The organism is Paenibacillus sp. 1011MAR3C5 (genome assembly GCF_003591485.1).
GTDB lineage: Bacteria > Bacillota > Bacilli > Paenibacillales > Paenibacillaceae > Pristimantibacillus.
Window position 1 is genome coordinate 198,862 of sequence record NZ_QZCF01000004.1, and the last position, 17,179, is coordinate 216,040.

The 17,179-nt window shown below is 53.8% G+C and carries 11 protein-coding genes; 9 read left to right on the forward strand and 2 right to left on the reverse strand.

What is annotated here, in order from left to right:
• Positions 1–10: 10 nt before the first annotated feature.
• Positions 11–565, reverse strand: coding sequence for a hypothetical protein (locus tag D3P07_RS14625; protein ID WP_119800971.1), 555 nt, complete (start codon positions 563–565; stop codon positions 11–13).
• A 453-nt stretch (positions 566–1,018) separates the two neighbouring features.
• On the opposite strand from D3P07_RS14625, the gene D3P07_RS27905 reads away from it, so the two are divergent.
• From D3P07_RS27905 to D3P07_RS14660, 7 genes are all read left to right on the forward strand, one after another.
• Entirely contained in the window at positions 1,019–1,423 is a 405-nt protein-coding gene (locus D3P07_RS27905) for a hypothetical protein (RefSeq protein WP_397334598.1), read from the forward strand.
• Between the two features lie 323 nt (positions 1,424–1,746).
• The gene (locus tag D3P07_RS14635) at positions 1,747–2,280 is read left to right on the forward strand and encodes a MarR family winged helix-turn-helix transcriptional regulator (RefSeq protein ID WP_119800972.1); all 534 of its coding nucleotides are present in this window, start codon (positions 1,747–1,749) and stop codon (positions 2,278–2,280) included.
• Positions 2,281–2,307: 27 nt separating this feature from the next.
• A complete protein-coding gene (locus D3P07_RS14640) occupies positions 2,308–3,768 on the forward strand; it encodes an aryl-sulfate sulfotransferase (RefSeq protein WP_119800973.1) in 1,461 nt (486 codons plus the stop codon).
• Positions 3,755–4,768, forward strand: a complete 1,014-nt coding sequence (locus D3P07_RS14645) for an ABC transporter substrate-binding protein (RefSeq protein WP_182914332.1) — start codon at positions 3,755–3,757, stop codon at positions 4,766–4,768. Before D3P07_RS14640 ends, D3P07_RS14645 begins: the two co-directional genes overlap by 14 nt.
• 4 nt (positions 4,769–4,772) lie before the next feature.
• Entirely contained in the window at positions 4,773–5,549 is a 777-nt protein-coding gene (locus tag D3P07_RS14650) for an ABC transporter ATP-binding protein (protein ID WP_119800975.1), read from the forward strand.
• Between the two features lie 56 nt (positions 5,550–5,605).
• The gene (locus D3P07_RS14655; RefSeq protein WP_119800976.1) at positions 5,606–6,382 is read left to right on the forward strand and encodes an ABC transporter permease; all 777 of its coding nucleotides are present in this window, start codon (positions 5,606–5,608) and stop codon (positions 6,380–6,382) included.
• 824 nt (positions 6,383–7,206) lie between these two features.
• Entirely contained in the window at positions 7,207–7,869 is a 663-nt protein-coding gene (locus tag D3P07_RS14660; protein ID WP_119801212.1) for a C40 family peptidase, read from the forward strand.
• On the opposite strand, the gene D3P07_RS14665 is transcribed toward D3P07_RS14660, so the two are convergent.
• Complete coding sequence (locus tag D3P07_RS14665; protein WP_119800977.1) at positions 7,821–8,480, reverse strand: SIMPL domain-containing protein; 660 nt, start codon at positions 8,478–8,480, stop codon at positions 7,821–7,823. The genes D3P07_RS14660 and D3P07_RS14665 overlap by 49 nt on opposite strands.
• A 372-nt stretch (positions 8,481–8,852) precedes the next feature.
• Here D3P07_RS14665 and D3P07_RS14670 point away from each other — a divergent pair, with 372 nt between their 5' ends.
• Positions 8,853–15,401: a lamin tail domain-containing protein gene (locus D3P07_RS14670; RefSeq protein ID WP_147384521.1), complete on the forward strand. Its 6,549-nt coding sequence runs from the start codon at positions 8,853–8,855 to the stop codon at positions 15,399–15,401.
• Between the two features lie 413 nt (positions 15,402–15,814).
• A complete protein-coding gene (locus D3P07_RS14675) occupies positions 15,815–17,173 on the forward strand; it encodes an ABC transporter substrate-binding protein (RefSeq protein WP_119800979.1) in 1,359 nt (452 codons plus the stop codon).
• The last annotated feature ends 6 nt before the right edge of the window (positions 17,174–17,179 follow it).

A 17,179-nucleotide genomic window follows, 5' to 3' on the forward strand; every position in this document is an offset into this window, starting at 1 on the left:
AATTCTGTTGTTATTTCTGTAAATATTCTTTGTTTATTATGTGATTTTCTCCTGAAAGATCAGCTGGGTCTGTTCCATCCAGATTGAATTTACCAGCTTGCATATTAATGACACCATATTGACCAAACGTGTTTTTACCTAAAAAAATCAAGTATTGGCTGCCTTTTTTCATGGCTGTATATCCTTCTATTGCGATTCTTTCTTTACCTCTAATCGTCTGCCTTTGACCGATAGGTTCAATTACTTTAAGATCAACAGCATCCTCTTTCGGCCCCTTCAATACCTTTTCAACTTTAATTTCTGTAGAAGTGAGAATATACATAATAACACCCGTTGAAGTCTCTTTCATAAGCACTTCACGATCCTCAAAGCCTTTAATCGGGCTTCCAATAACAACCAAATCAGCGCCCGAGAACAATGCTTTTGCCGTTGGATAGCCTTTATAGGACGCAGCCGTGGATATGTCACGAACAGAATGATAAATCGTAAAATAATAGTAAGCTACTGCTGCAAGGATCAAAACCAAGCCCAATGAAATGAGTGTACTTTTCTTTTTTAATAACACTGCACAACCCCCTTCAACACACCAATTAACCCATTTATAATTCGATTATCCTTAATTATACATAGATGGTGAGCTAATATATATACATTATTCAAGACAAAAGGGAGAAGGGCGGCAAACAAAAGAACGAATGTAAGCGCTTTTGGAGCTTGGGCCGAACAAAATGGAGAGCAATAAGCGACTGATGCAAGTCTGCGCGCGTCAACGAGTTTCTGATCCGCAGCGACAAGATAGCTGATCTGCATCCGCTGCAGGACGAGAGTACCGTGCAGGGCATGCTGGAAATCTATCACCGCATGGATCTGGCGATGCGCGAGATTTCAGGCATGGACGCATTCAGCTTCCAGCCGAGCAGCGGCACGCAGGCGCTATTCGCCATGGCTTCGATACAACAACTATCTGTATTACCATATTACGAAAATCCGCGGAGCCAGCGCGCCGTATGTCGAGGGCATGCGTCTGGAGCAAGTGCGCTACAGCTGGGAACAGCTTGCGCAAGAAACAGGCGTGACAACTGAAGATGTCCAGCGCAGAATGTGCGATTTCGGCCTCCACTACTGGACCAGCCATCATCCGTACATCGTGCCGCAGCCGTTCACGCTGGAGCCGACGGAATCGTATTCCAAGGACGATCTGGACGAGTACATCACCGCGCTGGAGCATATCTCCTATGAGGCTTACAACGAGCCGCAAATCGTCAAGGATGCGCCGCATGCGAGCACCGTGCATCGCATCGACGAATCCTCCCTGGATGATCCGGCGCTGTGGTGCACAAGCTGGAGAGTATATTTGCGCAAGACGGGTCTTGCCGCTTCCGGAAAGCAGCCAGTTGGAGGCAAGCCTTTTAACCGGATGTAACTTTCAGCTAATTTCGCTATTACATTTCGAAATACTTGAAAGCCGGGAAGCTTCCGCATCCTTGAACGGGGTGGTGGAGGCTTCTTTATGTATCATCAAATTAAATTATTCCTACTTGACAGGTGTGAATAATTGGTTTAGTCTGAATCCAACGCAAATCAACGAACACTCATTTAATGACGATTCATTTGATGAATGTTCATTATCTTAAAATTAAATTAACCAGTCGCCGATTGGACCGCCAAAGGCTCCTGCTTTTCTCTACTTGCTAGAGGAAGCCAGGAGTTTTTTTTGTTCTCCGGCGTGTGGATGAAGGGGGATACATGGACAACAGGGATTGGGAGCTGCTTGAGGAAGCGGATTGGCTGTTCCGCAAGCTCGTCAGGCGTTTCGTGAAAGAGCGCGACAAAATTACGATTGAAGGCATTTCGCTGCCGGGCATGCTCATTCTGAATTCGGTCCATCAGCAGGGAGAGCAGCGCCTCGGAGAGCTGGCGGAACAGCTGGATTTTACGTCGGGAGCGGTTACTGCTTTATGCGACAAGCTGGAGGATGGCGGGTTCGCCGTCCGGGTGCGAAGCGAGGAAGACCGTCGTACCGTGGTCCTGCGGATTACCGAGCAAGGACGGGAGCTGCTGAAGCGCAATCGGGATGCGGGAGCTTATATGATCTCGGTATTGTTCGAGGGCTTTACGTCCGAGGAACTGGCTGCGCAAATCGGGACTTTCAAAAGATTGAGTCACAATGTGGAACGATTCTCGGATACCGTGATGGCTTATGCGGAAGAGAAGCAGGCTGCCCAGAAGCCTAAAGGCGCGGAATCAACGAACCGGACGAATCGATTTATATCCTATTAAATTTGGCGTGAGAGAGGAGCAATAATGATGGGACACCCTACGATTTATCCGACAGGAACGACGGTATATAATCCGGGCAAGGCATGGAGCGGCTATACGCTCTATCAGGCAGCGGAGACGGGCGCGCTGCTTGTAGATATGAACGGCAGAGAGGTGCATTTGTGGAAGGGGCTCAGAGGCTTTCCGAACAAACTGCTTCCCGGCGGTTATGTGCTGGGCAGCACGGCGGAGCGCGATCCGCAGTACGGCTTCCAGGATGAGCTGAATCTGGTGCAGGTGGATTGGAACGGCAACATCGTCTGGAAGTTTGACCGCTATCAGTGGATTGAAGATCCCGGGCATCCTGCGCAGTGGATGGCGCGTCAGCATCATGATTACCAGCGTGAAGGCAATCCCGTCGGTTACTACGTTCCCGGGCAGGAGCCGAAGACGGATTCCGGCAATACGATCGTGCTGGCCCACAAAAATGTAAGCAGGCCGGATATCTCTGACAAGGAGCTGCTGGACGACACGATTCTTGAAGTCGACTGGGAAGGCAATGTCATCTGGGAGTGGACGTGCAGCGATCACTTCGAGGAGCTAGGCTTTGACGAGGATGCGAAGCGGACTTTGTACAAGGACCCCAACACGAGATTCTTTGGCGCCAATGCAGGCGACTGGATGCATATCAATTCCGCTTCGGTGCTTGGTCCGAACAAATTTTATGACGCGGGTGACGAGCGATTCCATCCGGACAATATCATTTGGGATGCGCGCGAGACGAATATAATTGCCATTATCGATAAAACAACGGGGAACATCGTATGGAAGCTCGGTCCGAATTACAATGACGAAGCGACGAAGCATATCGGCTGGATTATCGGCCAGCATCATGCCCACATGATTCCGAGAGGGCTGCCGGGAGAGGGCAATATTCTCATCTTCGACAACGGCGGCTGGGGCGGCTACGGCTTGCCGAATCCGGAATCCCCTGACGGTCTGAAAAACGCACGGCGCGACCACTCCCGCATTCTGGAGATTAATCCCGTTACGCTGGAGATCGAATGGCAGTATACGCCGACGGAAGCGGGCTTCCAGGCACCGCTTGACTCCTACCGGTTTTACAGCCCTTATATTAGCTCAGCACAACGGCTGCCGAACGGCAATACGCTTATTACGGAAGGTGCGGACGGACGCATCTTCGAAGTAACGCGCGAGCATGAGCTGGTATGGGAGCATATATCCCCGTACAAAAACAAGCGAAATTCCAATATGGTGTATCGTGCTTACCGTGTGCCGTACGAGTGGGTGCCCCAGCTGGAGCTGCCGGTCGAGACGGAGATTGCGCCATTGGATGTGGCAGATTATCGTCTGCCGGGCGCAGCGCCAAGAGGAGCGATTACAGCCGTTGAAGTAGAAGGCACGTTGTCTTATGAAGAGGGCGCTTTATGCGTGGCGCGCGCCGATGAAGCTCCCGCGAAGGAGGAGAATAGCCATGAAGAATCGTAGCGCGATTACGCGTTGGAGTTTGGTGCTGCTAACGTTGGTTGTAGCTGCGGCTCTGACGGCTGGCTGCTCCAGCGGCAAAAGTGGAGACGCCAAGCTCAAGCTCCGAATTGCAGACATTACGACGAACACGGTATTCCAGGTTGCGAAAAGCAAAGGTTTCTTTGACAAGCATGGCATAGACGCTGAACTGGTGACGTTCGCGACTCCGGCTGAAGGTGTCAATGCGCTCTTTATCAAGCAAGTAGACGTAGCGTTCGGCGCCGACTTCCCGCTGCTGAACGCCGTCAGCAAAGGCGATTATTCCATTATCGCCTCCTCCGGCACCGCTACCGATCTGAGCGCGAGCGAGTGGAAGCTGTTCGTGCGCAAGGAGATCGGCAGCGCCGCGGATCTGAAGGGAAAGAAGCTGAGCTTCTCCAGAGGCACTTTTATTCCTTATCTATGGGACGTTTACTTGGCGGATAACGGCATTGACCTGTCGGAGGTCGAGCTGATCGGTCAAGGCGGCTTTGATGAAGCTTATGTTGCTTTGAAGAAAGGAGAGATCGACGGGGCATGGGTCTATGGCGCGGTTCTGAACGAAAAATTCGGGGCGCTGGAAGAAGCTTATGAGCTGACGGATATGTCCCAGACGCCGGTGCGTCTCGGAACGGGGCTAATCACCTCCAACGAGCAGATTGGCAGCAACCGGGAAGGCATCATCGCGTTTTTGAAGGCGGTCGACGAAGCATCGAGGTACGCTCAGGAGCATCCTGACGAGACGGCCGACATTTTGTACAAGGAAGTGAAGCAGCCTCGGGAGGCGACGCTGAAGGATTTGCCGAAAAATCCGTGGAACATCGGCTTTACGCAGAAAGCGTACGAGGGCATGGCGGGCCAAAAGCAGTATATGGTGGACAACGGCATCATCGAGAAGGATTTTAATTTGGACGATAAGTTGAATCTGGATTTGGTGCGGGAGGCATTCCCGGATCGCGCCCAAGTTGAAATAGGAGGATGATGGGATGAGCGCAGCGCCGAAAAGCAATGAAATCTACATCGAGCGATTGAATAAAAGCTACTCGCAGCCATCGGCGGGAGAACTGCATTACATTATTAAGGACGTGGACCTGACCGTTAAAGGCGGAGAGTTTTTTGTCCTGCTTGGGCCAAGCGGTTGCGGCAAGTCGACGCTGCTTAGTCTCATCGCCGGTTTCGTCTCCAAAACCTCGGGCGAGGTGCGTGTCGGGGAGAAGGAAGTGGTGCGTCCCGGCCAGGATCGAGCCGTCGTCTTCCAGCAGGCGGACTCTTCTTTATTCCCTTGGCTAACCGTTCGGGAGAACGTGGAGTTCGGCTTGCGGATGAAGCGGATACCGGCTGCCAAACGGAAGGAGATCTCCGACAAGTACATTGCGATGGTCGGCCTCTCCGGGCACGAATTGAAATTCCCGCGCGAGCTGTCGGGCGGCATGAAGCAGCGGGTTCAGCTTGCACGTGTACTGTCTAATGATCCCGACATTCTGCTCATGGATGAGCCGTTCGGGGCACTCGACGCTATGACACGTCGAACCATGCAGCGTGAACTGGTGAACATCTGGCGCAGCACCGACAAGACGGTTATCTTTGTGACGCACGACATTCAGGAGGCGCTTCTCTTGGGCGGACGGATCGGTATTATGTCGGCGGGACCGTCGTCGTACATCTCACATATTTACGATGTGCCGCTTTCCTATCCGCGCGACTTGGCCTCTCCGGATTTCCATAAGCTTCACGGGGTTATCCAGTCGCATTTTGAAGAATAGCGAGCGCAGCCGTCATGGCAGGCGCAAGATTTGAATTGGGAAACGGAGTGATCGCCATGAGCGCAAGGTTGAAAAAATGGGGAGTCCATAGCCTCTTCCTGCTAGGAGGATTGGCGGTGTGGCAGCTGCTATCGTTAGTGTACGGACCGGAGATCTTGCCGGGGCCGATCTACACAGCGCAAGGGGGATATGAGCTGCTGCAGGACGGCACGCTGCTGCAATATATCGGCATTAGCTCGTACCGGGTGCTGACGGGGTGGACGCTGGGCAGCCTGGTCGCAATTCCGGTGGGTCTGATTATTGGCAAGGTAGGTGCGATCCGTGCTGTAGCCGAGCCGTTTTTGAACTTTATCCGGTTCATACCGCCTATCGCGTTTATTACATTGTTTCTGGTTTGGTTCGGAATTGGCGAAACCTCGAAAATAGCATTGATTCTGTACGCGACCTTTTTTATCGTCGTGCTGAACACGCTGACCGGGGTCTTGTCGGTGGAGGAGGATAAAGTACGTTCTGCCCGCAGCATGGGCGCTTCGGAGTGGCAAATCGTCCTGCATGTAATTATTCCAGCTACCGTACCCTATATGTTCACCGGCATTCGGCTGGCGATGGGCACATCCTTTATGGCAATTATCGGAGCGGAGATGATTGCATCCAATGAGGGCGTAGGCTATCTGATCTGGAATTCGCGTTTGTTCTTCCGCACGGACTGGATCTTCGTCGGTCTGATCTGCCTTGGCCTTATGGGCTTCCTGACGGATCGCGGCGTCGCCTGGATCGGTCGCAGGCTGCTGTCCCGTTACGGTGTCGTCACCACGACGTCGCTCAGACGATGAGCCGGGGCTAATAGACTGGCAGGTCAGTTGTAGGCCGCCCATAAGAATGCGCAAAGAAGCTCCGCAGCCGAAAGATTGCGGGGCTTTTTTGTGTGTTGCTGGGACACTTTGTCTTTAACCCATATGGTTCGCGTTGAGTCGCACCGTTATTCAGGTCGGTTAACTAAAAACTACAAATTAACGTTTCTACAAAACGCTAAATGCGCGTTTAAGCCAATCTGGAACGAATAGTGATGCCACAAAACGTTAATTAGGAGCAGGAGCTAAAAATCCCAAATTAACGTTGCTACAAAACACTAAATGCGCGTTCAAGACAATCTGGAACGAATAGTGATGCCACAAAACGTTAATTAGGAGCAGGAGCTAAAAATCCCGAATTAACGTTTCTACAAAACACTAATCGCACGTTTAAGCCAATCTGGAACGAATAGTGATGCCACAAAACGTTAATTAGGAGCAGGAGCTAAAAACATCAGCCAGCAGCAGATGAGCATTAGAAGTTCCGTCATAATAGTGCTACGCTACTAGATCACCTAAAGAGTACCAAACAAGCACCAAACAAGCACCAAACAAGCACCAAACGAGTACCCAAAGGGCACCAGCAGCCCGTCAACCGAACATCGTCATGCAAAGAATCACCACGCGCTTGTGCTCCGTATGATCTGCTCTTCACTAGCATTCAAGCGCTTGCCAAAGACCAGTACCAGACAGAGTTGGTACTATTCCATCCCTCGGAGCGTTGATATATTGGTACCAAGTCATAAACAATACGACTGGCTGCCATTATGAACAAAGAGGTGACGGATATGACGGATATGACGGATATGACAGCAGGAAAATCGAACCGTCCAAAGAATCCAACGAATCGCCCATCATACTTATACATTTTGCTTACCAATACGGGAACGGCGTTTTCGCGGCTGATTCAATGCTTTACGAACGCTCCCTATAACCATGCGTCCATCGCGCTGGACTCCGAGCTGAACGAGCTGTACAGCTTCGGCCGCAAGACGGCGCGCAATCCGCTGAATGCGGGCTTTGTCCAAGAGGACATCTACTATGGCACTTACAGCTATTATCAAAATACATCTTGCATCCTGCTGAGGCTCCAAGTGACGCGTCAGGAGAAGGAAGCTGTCGCCGCGGCGATCGAACAGTTCCGCCTAGAACAGGAACGTTATTCCTACAATTTGATCGGTCTTGTCGGTGTTCTGCTTAACCGAGACCTTGAAATCCCGGACGCATATTTCTGCTCGCAATTCGTAGCGGAGGTTCTCCGTAGAGGAGGACTTTCGTTATGGAACAACCCGGAAACGGGAGTGCTGCCGCCAGCACTCGTGACGCCTCAGCACTTCCATCATGATCCCCGGATGGAGAAGGTGTACGAAGGCAAGCTGGCCGATTACCCTGAGCTGGATCGCCATAAGCTGCATGCTTCTTACGCGAAGAGATACCAAAGCCGCACAGCCGCTTTGAAGGTCAATTGACCCGGCTCGATCAGCGTAGCGTCGCTGGCCGCCATCATCGTTTTGAAGCGGACTGGCTCCCCTTCGGTTCCAATCTCCTGCACTTTGCACGGCACGGCGGATAGAGAGACGCCAAGCGATGCCGCAATGCTGGCTGCTTTCTGCTGTGCGCGGCGCACAGCTTGCGCGAGTGCCTCCTCCTGATGCTTCTCTGCTTCTGAGGAGGCAAAGGCAACCTCGGAGATCAGATTGGCGCCATGAGCGGTAGCCGTGTCCAGCACTGTACCGGCATGCTCTACGCCATCCAGCGAAATTTGCAGTAAATGCGTCGCTTTGTATCCGCGAAATACTTGCTTGCCGTCCTCATAATCATATTGCGGATCGATGCTGTATGACTTCGTCTGCACATTCGATCGGGGTACCCCAAGCTCCGTCAATGCTTCGATAATAGCGCGGATCGCGGCCGCATTCTCGCGCTGTACCGGCGCGACCTCCTTGCCTTCTGTCACAACACCCAGTGTAATGATCGTCCGGTCAGGAGCCGCGGCAATTACACCTTCTCCGCTTACTTCAATTGTAAGATCGCAGCTTTCCTTCTCCGTTCCTCTTTCGTTTCTGTTCAGAATCGTCATGTCCAAAGGACTCCTTTCGCGCTTTCCTGTTATTTTGTTATTCTATGGATTCCGTTGGCCCGTCATTCTTGAAGATTACAAGTCTATTAGTCTCTCTTTTTTAGGGCCTTCGTCCTCTTTTTCTGCATCTTTTTTTACAATTTCTCAAAAACTTCTTCACACTCTCGTAACATTCGTGTATATAATAAGGCTAACAACTGAATGGAATAAGGGTCGGAGAAAACGAGAAAACCCTGTTTGCACGAAGGCTGGAAGCAATTGCTTCTACCTGAATCAAACGGGGTTTTCTCTTTTTTTGTTGCAAAAGCCAGGCAGACCCGGATTCACAGGTTGTGAGATTGGTAGAAACCAATATTTCTGGGAGGGATCGTGTTGAAGAAAAAGTTTCAGAAGTGGAGTGCGTATGTGCTGGTTGCTGTATTGCTGGCAGGCCTGTGGCCGCAGCCATGGACAGATCGCGCTCATGCAGCCGAGGGGCCGTCAGCGCTGTGGATCACCGAGATTGTGCCGCGTTCCGCAGGGGAGGGCCAGCCTTACGAATTTATCGAGCTGTACAACAGCAGCACGGCAGCGATCAATCTGAATCAATATCAGCTTCAATACTTTACCAGCAGCATGACGAATCCGGCCAATCGCTGGCCTATTGCCGATACGACAATCGGGGCAGGGGAGACGAAGGTGCTATGGCTAAAAAAATTCGACTACCCGAATGTCCCGCTGGATGACTTTAACGCCAACTACGGCGTTTCTCTGGACTCAGCAGACGTAATTGAGATAGCGCTTACAACATCGGCTCAGGGTCTTCATGACAGCGCATTGCGCAAAGTAGCGATAGCGGACACCGCAGGTCAGCCGCTAGTGTCGGCCTTGTTCAACGAAGGCGCTGCCGACGGCATTCTGAACCGCAGCGTCATCTATAAGGCGGGAGACTCCGCGGAGATGAATCGGCTGCGCAATGACGAGACGCCAACGCCGGGCACGCTTCTCGCGGAGCAGCTGCCGGGAGCGCCTGATCCAGGTGGCGAGCCTGAGCCTACACCAACGCCGGGCGAGGGCGATATTGCGGCGCCGCTGCCGGGAGAGCTGCTTATTACGGAGCTGATACCGGATACGGCTAACTTTGCCGGGTATGACGCCTTTGAATTTATCGAGCTGTACAACGCAGCAAGCCATCCCGTAGAGCTTCAAGGTCATACGGTTGCTTCTGCAAGCTGGTCTGTGACCATTGAAGACTCACTAGTGCTGCCGGAGTGGAGCAGCTATGTGATCTGGACGCGCAGAGGAGAGATAGCGCCGATTGGCATGGATGCATTCAACAGCTATTATTACGCCGAATATGGTGGCAAATATGTACGCGAGGGCAGCTATCGCATCTTTGAGAACATTGGCGGGCTGACGAACAGCGGCAATCAGAACGTTACGATTCGGGGCGGCTCCGGCAACGAGATCGCCAAAGCCTCCTATTCCGCTGCGCATGTGGCGGAAGGCAAATCGATTACGTTCCGCTACTCAAGCGGCGGCGGTACGGCTATGGAGCTGATCGGCGGCTTGCAGGCGCCGACGCCGGGTTATGTAGTGGCGGGACAAGCTCCGCCGAAGCCGGTCGTGAATGCCGAAGCGCCACAGTCTCCTGCTGGACTTACCGCTGATGCAGGCGAGGGGTCGGTAGGCCTCAGCTGGTCTCCGAATGAAGAATCCGATGTGTGGAGCTACCGCATCTATAGGGATGGCCAATTGCAGTTTGAAGTGCCGGCATCGCAGCTTTCTTTTAGAGTTGACGGGCTGGTCGGCAATGTCTCGTACGACTTTCAGGTAAGCGCAGTGAACACATCGGATAAGGAATCCGCTCCGTCTTCGGTTGCTTCGGCAGAGCCTGGGCATCAGAAGCTGACGCAGACGGAACGCGCGCCTCTCCAACAGCCGGAGAAATACGCGCTGACTTGGGAGATCGGCGAAGCCGGACCGGTTATTCCTGGTCTTGCCGAAGGCGTGGTGCCGCAGGGCATCGCTTACGACGAAGGGCTGGACTGGCTTGTAACCGTGTCGTATATGGATGACGGCCGTCCCGGCGTGCTGTCGGTCATGCAGGAATCGACAGGCGTCCAGCTGAAGTCGCTCGCGCTGATGAATGAGGACGGCACGCCGTACTTGGGCCACGCCGGGGGCGTAGCAATTATCGGGGACGATGTATGGGTCGCGTCGGAGACCTATCTGTACCGATTGAGCCTTGCAGCTATTGGGGCGGCGGAGCATGGCGGAGAGGTGCAATTCACTGGCGTCATTCCGGTGCCGCTGCAAGCAGCCTTTATGACCTATGCGGACGGAGTGCTGTGGGTAGGCGAGTTCTATGAGGCAAAGTCGTATCCGACCGATCCTCAGCATCATATTGCGAACCGGGATGGCGAGACGCATTATGCCTGGATGGCGGGCTACGAGCTGTCGGCGGACACAGGCCTTCCGGGCGCAGACAACTGGAATGGCGAGCAGACAACAACAGCAACTCCTGATTATTTGTTCTCTATCCGTGAAAAAGTGCAAGGCGCAGCATTCGACGACAGCACTGTCTATTTAAGCACCTCGTACGGGCGCGCCAATGACAGCACGCTATACCGCTACCGTACGCCGGATTTGGCAGGAACGCCGCATGCGAGCGCTGTTGTGAATGGCGTTACTGTGCCGCTGTGGTTCCTGGACGGCCAATCCGCTGCAGAAACGAATGCTTCGCTTGTGACGGTGCCCATGTCGGAAGGCATAGCCGTGGCCGGGGGAGAGCTGTATGTCCTGCTGGAATCCGGGGCGAACAAATACCGATATACGACTACGCTTATCATGGACCGGATGCTGAAGCTGGATTTGGCGGCATGGGAGAACTATGGCACCGAGCCTCCGGCAGCGGAGCGGCCGCCGGTTCGCGTATCGCAATTCATGTATGATGCGCCGGGAGCCGATGACGGCAAAGAATATATTGTTCTGCGCAACTACGGCACGAAGCCGGCGGATATCGGAGGCTTCAAGCTGGGCGACGGCATTAACGAAGGCGGCGGTGAAGGCATGGCCGAATTCCCTGCCGGCACGGTGATCGAGCCGGGCGAGGTTATCGTTGTCAGCCAATCCGCGCTTATCTTCAAGCAGACATACGGCGTATCTCCTGACTTCGAAGTGCCGTGGGAGGGCGTATTCAAGCCTCAGGATGATCCGTCTGTTCCCGACTTGCTGCCGACGGCATGGTCCACCGGCGTCATTCAGCTGGCGAATGGCGGCGACGAGATTCTATTAATGGATAGAGCCAACGAGGTTGTTGATTTTGTGCCGTATTTGAAAGATATGACCTATCGCGGTATTGCTTACAAAGGAGTAACGGCTGCGGCGGGAGGCAACGGCAATGCGATTCATCGCATCAGCGATACCGGCGTTCCGGCAGCAGACTTTGCGGCTGCGCCGCCGGATCTGCCGAACAGGCCGATCCCGATTCCGACCAGCCAGACGCTGCTAATTACCGAAGTGGTGTATGATCCGCTATTTGAAGAAATTACGGGCGAGTATATCGAGCTGACCAATATTTCCTCTCAGCCGATCGATATAAGCGGTTATTATTTGGGCGATGAAGAAACGGAAGGACAAGCGGCTGCGGAAGGGATGTACAACTTCCCGGAAGGAACGGTGCTTGCTCCTTATGAAGTGATTGTCGTAGCCAAGAATGCTAAGGGAATCGAGGAGCGCTACGGCATCAAGGCTGATTTCGAGCTTGACGAATCCGATCCCGAAGTGGCGAAAATGATTCCGAATTGCGACTGGGGCTGCGGCAATATGCAGCTTGCGAATACGGGCGATGAGGTGCTGCTGCTTGACCGCAACAAAGCTTTGATCGATGTCGTCGTGTACCGCTCCGGCATGTACATGGGCATGGAAGCCCATCCGGGCGTTGCGGGCGGACACTCTTTGGAGCGTACTAGCGAAGTGGATACAAAAAACAGCCGCGCCGACTTTATCGATCAGCCGAATCCGACGCCAGGACTGCTGCTGTTCGGACCGAATGGTCGCCCGGATCTGATTCCGGTATCCGACTTGAAGGAGAATGTTCTCTTGACCGAGGAGCCGGAGAGCAAGCTGGCGGCTGCGCCAACGGTGGCAGATGCGTCGGGGGTGCTGTCTGACACCTTCACCGAGGGAACTTCGGCCTTTCTGTTGACGGTTGGCCTATCGGGCGGCAAGCTGATGGCGACCAATGTAAAGATGGAGCTGAAGGATGCGCTGGAGCGGCTGGGCGGTCACAGGCTGCCAATGCTGGAGCTGCAAGACCGTTCGCTTATACTGGCGGTACACGGCTTGCTTGGCGAGCTTGGCATGCAGGATGTCATGATCGTGTCGGGGAATGCAGCTGTCGTGAAGGACATGCGCGAGCTGAATGACGAATATCGCGGAGTCGTACGCATTCAAGGCAACAGCATCAAGCGGGAGCAGTGGAGCGATATCGTCATTAACGTAAGAAACAGCACGGGCTTGACAGTGCTGCTGAATTACCGGTCAGCAAGCGCCGAGCTGACCTCTTACCTGGCGGCACGAGGAATCACGGTGTGGGCATACGGTATGGAGCAGGAGGCTGATCTTCACCAAGCGATTGCGGCAGGCGTTACCGGCCTGGTGACAGGCAAGCCGCAAGCGGCGGTCGAAGCGATCGAGAGCTATGGCGAGCAAGCGACGCTTGGCGTTCCGCCGTTGTTCATTGCGCATCGCGGCATGAGCTCGCTGGCGCCGGAGAATACGATGGACGCCTTCAAGCTTGCAGTAGAGATGAATGCCGATGTCATTGAAACGGATGTGCTGCGCACCAAAGATGGCGAGCTGGTGCTGCTGCATGACTTTACGGTAGACCGGACCACGAACGGCAGCGGACGGGCAAGCGAGATGACGCTTGAGGAGCTGAAGGCGCTGACGGCCAATCGCACGGATCAGGCAGCATGGCAGCCGATCTACGATCAATTCCCGGATGCCCGCATCCCGACGCTGGCTGAGCTGCTTGCCTACGCCAAGGACAAGGATATTGTGCTGGCGCTGGAGATGAAAGGAATCGGATACGAGCGGGAGCTTGTCGATCTGATTGAGGAATACGATATGGTGGCGGATGTCTATGTCTCCAGCTTTAGCAGCGAGGTGCTGAAGCGGGTGCAGGAACAGAATTCGCAGGTCGGCATTGGCTTCGTGCTGGACGGCGGCACGCCCGAGGCGGGCAAAGAGCTGGTGCAAGCGGAGAAACTGATCACGGATAACGTGCAGCTTGGCGCATTCCTGCTGGCCAATACGACGCTGATGACGCCTGAGCTTGTCGCTTATGCCAAGCAGCGCGGCGTTGCCGTCGTCGGCTGGACGGTGAATACGAAGAGCGGCATGCAGGAATTGGTAGCGCGCGGCGTTGGCGGCATCATTACGGATTATGCCAACTGGATGAATGAGCTGCCGACTGGTCTAAGCAGCCTGCGCGCGAACGGCAGCTATACGCTGCGTCCGAGAGCGGAGCTGTCTTGGGATGAGCTTGTTGCCATTGCGTCACGGGCAGGAGCGGACATTCCGCTGAATGGCGGAATTCGGATTCTAGGCGAAGCTTCCGGTGCCGTGGAACTGGATGGCAGCCTGATCAAGGGAACTAAAACGGGCCATGCGATTGTGCAGCTCTATCATGACTTCCCGTTATTCCAGCCGGTGGAAGGTGAGGCTGTGCCGGAATCGAGCTGGAGAGTTTATTCGGCTCCTATTCGGGTGACGGTAGCGAATCAGACAACGCCAACCCAGCCGAGTGACGGAGGACAGAGCGCAGAGAATACGTCCAGATATGTACCAACAGCAGCGGAGATTGCATCGCTAGGCGGCAAGCTGAAGCTTAGCGGCAAGCAGACGCTGCTGTCCATGCCGGGCGGCCTGAGCGAGTGGCTTCCAGCGGATGGCTTGTCCGTTCAATCCGGCTCGTGGACGCTGCAGCTCCCAACCAAGCTGTTGCTGGCAGCGCTGCAAGCACTGCCTGAAGGACAGCGCGGGGAGGGCAGATTGGAGCTGTCTATGACCCCTGTCGAGGAAAAACAGAACCAAGCTGACGGAATGAAGCAGCGCGGTATGATCATGGATTTCAAATTGGAGGCCGTTGATCGCGACGGCAAGCGGACGTTCGTGACATCCTTCAGCGATGAGGCTACTCTGCGCTTCCAGCTTGAGGAAGGAACCGACCTATGGCTTGCGGGCATCTATCAGCTGATGAATGACGGAACGCCGCGCTATGCCGGAGGAAAGGTGAGCAACGGATATATAGAAGCGGGCAGCACGCATTTCAGCCGCTATGCGGTCATGGAGTACAGCCCGGCATTCCATGATGTGCCAAGCTCCCATTGGGGACATGCAGCGATTACGAGACTCGCTGCCAAGCATATCGTGGAAGGTACGGGAGGGGGCAGCTTTGCGCCGGACCGGGCAGTGTCGCGCGCGGAATTTACAGCGCTTCTTGTCAGAGCTTTGGGCTTGCAGGCAACTGAGGGGAACATGCCGTTCACGGATATGGACAGCGGAGAATGGTATATCGATTCCGTTGCGGCAGCCTATCAAGCAGGACTTGTAAGCGGGGTTACGGAGGATGCCTTTGCGCCTGAGGCGCGAATTACGCGCCAGCAGATGGCGATTCTGCTTGTACGCGCCTCGGAGTGGGCGCAACAGCAAGGGAACTCGCTGGAGGGCAGCGGGGCTTCCCGAACACTAGACAGTATTAGCGACAAAGGGGTTATTGCCGATTGGGCCCAGGGTGATGTCGGGCAAGCGCTAGAGCTTGGACTGATGAACGGGCGCGCCGATCTTCGCTTTGCCCCACTGGAGCAAGCAAGCCGCGCCGAGAGCGTACAGTCTTTGTACAATCTTATGGCAAGGCTGCAATTGCTGCCTTAATCCAATCATCAATAGAGCAAGCCTCGGGCTGATGAAGCCCGGGGTTTTTTCTTTTTTCAGCAGCACTCCCCCCTTTACAACATCTCTATATTCCGTTGACACTGCTTTAATAGTTGGGCGCTATAGTTGTCCTAGAAGCAAGACACCAACAGAATATGAGGGCACACGGGTTGAGAATATGAGAAAACCCTTGTTTGAAAAGATGTACGGTCGTTCGCGTGCGATTATTCCGCAAGGGGAATGCCGTGATGATGACTTCTGCTCAAATAAGTGTTTTCTTTTTTAATGCCTTCTTTTGCAACATGCCGCAATAACGTTGGCAGCTCTTCCGCCTCAACGCGCTTCAGCGCGCACGGCACCGGGGGTCGCCATGTTATATAAAAAAAGACAAGAAAAAGGAGAGTTATCCACCCATGCGTTCAATGATGAAAGCACTGATTATCCTTTGTGCTTGCGCCATGTTTGTCGTCGGCTGTTCCGGCAATGGCGGAGCGAAACCATCCGCAAGCAATGCCGGCAACAACGGCGCAGCAACACCGGCTCCGACTAAGGAAGCAGACAAGCCGTCAGGGGAGAAGGTAGAGCTCAGCTTCTATTATCCGGTTGCGGTAGGCGGCCCGATTACGGAAGTGATCGAGAACATGGCGAAGGACTTTATGGCTGAAAATCCAGACATTACGGTGAAGCCGGTATACACAGGCAGCTATGCCGACACGATGGTCAAGGCGCAAGCGGCTATCCAAGGCAAGACGCCGCCTGATCTCGCGGTGCTTCTGAGCACGGAGCTGTTCACTTTGTTGGATATGGATGCGATTGAACCGCTGGATGAGCTGATTGCGGCTGACGGCGGCGATGAGTACCTAAAGGATTTCTATCCGGCTTTCCTGGCTAACGGCCAGACTGACGGCAAGACATGGTCAATTCCGTTCCAACGCAGTACAATCGTCCTCTTCTACAATAAAGAAATGTTCAAAGCGGTTGGCCTTGATCCGGAGAAAGCGCCTGCGACTTGGGAAGAGCTGGCCGACTACGCGAAGAAGCTGACGAAGGACAGCCAATGGGGTCTTGAAATTCCATCGACAGGCTTCCTGTATTGGATGTTCCAGACATTCGCGCTTCAAAGCGGCGACAACATTATGACGCAAGACGGCAAGAAAGTATTTTTTGATACACCGGAAAACGTACAGTCCATGCAATTCTGGAGAGACCTCGCAGCGGTGCATAAGGCGATGCCGGAAGGCGCGATCGAGTGGGGTACGGTTCCGTCCGACTTTATTGAAGGCAAGACAGCGATGATGTATCATACGACAGGCAACCTGACGAACGTGAAGAACAATGCCAAGTTCGACTTCGGCGTTGCGATGCTTCCGAAAAACAAGCAATACGGCACGCCGACAGGCGGCGGCAACTTCTATATGTTCAAAGGCATCAGCGAAGCGAAGAAGCAAGCGGCTTGGAAATTCATCAAGTTCATGACGGAGCCGGAGCGCATAGCACAGTGGAGTATCGATACAGGCTATGTAGCGCCGCGCATCTCGGCTTATGAGACAGACAAGATGAAGACGTACGTGCAGGAATTCCCTGCCGCTCTTGTAGCACGAGATCAGCTGCAATACGCTTCGGCAGAGCTGTCGACGCATAACAACGGCAAGGTGTCCAAAATTTTCAGCGACGCCATCCAATCCGTACTGACAGGTTCTTCTGATTCCGCTACTGCGCTGAAGAAGGCACAGGAAGAAGCGGACAAAGCGCTAGCGCCATTCAACAAATAAGCAGGG

What these genes read in the sequence shown, in the direction of transcription:
- D3P07_RS27905 (WP_397334598.1), top strand. Translation starts at nt 1,019, where the DNA reads ATGCGTCTGGAGCAAGTGCGCTACAGCTGGGAACAGCTTGCGCAAGAA.
- D3P07_RS14635 (WP_119800972.1), top strand. Translation starts at nt 1,747, where the DNA reads ATGGACAACAGGGATTGGGAGCTGCTTGAGGAAGCGGATTGGCTGTTC.
- D3P07_RS14640 (WP_119800973.1), top strand. Translation starts at nt 2,308, where the DNA reads ATGGGACACCCTACGATTTATCCGACAGGAACGACGGTATATAATCCG.
- D3P07_RS14645 (WP_182914332.1), top strand. Translation starts at nt 3,755, where the DNA reads ATGAAGAATCGTAGCGCGATTACGCGTTGGAGTTTGGTGCTGCTAACG.
- D3P07_RS14650 (WP_119800975.1), top strand. Translation starts at nt 4,773, where the DNA reads ATGAGCGCAGCGCCGAAAAGCAATGAAATCTACATCGAGCGATTGAAT.
- D3P07_RS14655 (WP_119800976.1), top strand. Translation starts at nt 5,606, where the DNA reads ATGAGCGCAAGGTTGAAAAAATGGGGAGTCCATAGCCTCTTCCTGCTA.
- D3P07_RS14660 (WP_119801212.1), top strand. Translation starts at nt 7,207, where the DNA reads ATGACAGCAGGAAAATCGAACCGTCCAAAGAATCCAACGAATCGCCCA.
- D3P07_RS14665 (WP_119800977.1), bottom strand. Translation starts at nt 8,480, where the DNA reads ATGACGATTCTGAACAGAAACGAAAGAGGAACGGAGAAGGAAAGCTGC.
- D3P07_RS14675 (WP_119800979.1), top strand. Translation starts at nt 15,815, where the DNA reads ATGCGTTCAATGATGAAAGCACTGATTATCCTTTGTGCTTGCGCCATG.